General features: G+C 61.2%; 1 protein-coding gene. It reads left to right on the top strand.

The genetic code is table 11. The features are described from left to right. On the top strand, positions 1-556 hold a 556-nt coding region (locus tag A3730_RS11755; protein WP_255364261.1), incomplete at both ends, for a phenylalanine--tRNA ligase beta subunit-related protein.

The following is a 556-nucleotide window of genomic DNA, read 5'->3' as shown; positions in this document are numbered from 1 at the left end:
CTGCGCCGTGCGGGTCTGCGCACCATCGACCCCATCGTCGATGTAACCAACTATGTGTTGGTGGAACTGGGGCAGCCGTTACATGCGTTCGATCTGGCCAAGCTCAGCGGTGGTATCACCGTGCGCAAGGCCAAAGCGGATGAGACGCTTACTACCCTGGACGACCAAGAGCTGACCCTACGGGACGATACCCTGGTAATTGCTGACGACAGCGCGGCACTGGCTCTCGCTGGGGTCATGGGCGGCAAACCGTCATCCGTGACCACGGATACCCAGGATATTTTCCTGGAATGCGCCTTCTTCGCCCCCCTGGCGATTGCCGGCAAGGCTCGCTCCTATGGGCTGCATACCGATTCCTCTCACCGCTTCGAGCGCGGTGTGGATCCGCAACTGCAGAGCGATGCCATTGAGTATGCTACAGCCCTGATCCAGCAAATTGCGGGTGGCCAGGCAGGCCCCGTCACCGAAGCGGTGGACGAAGCGCAGCTGCCCAAGCAGGCCGAGCTCACATTGCGCGCTGAGCGGATCGAAGGCTTATTGGGCATGGGTTTACCCG

Source organism: Alcanivorax sp. HI0044 (assembly GCF_001634945.1).
Note: the sequence above shows the minus strand (reverse complement) of the source record. Positions and strands in the feature narration are given on the sequence as shown.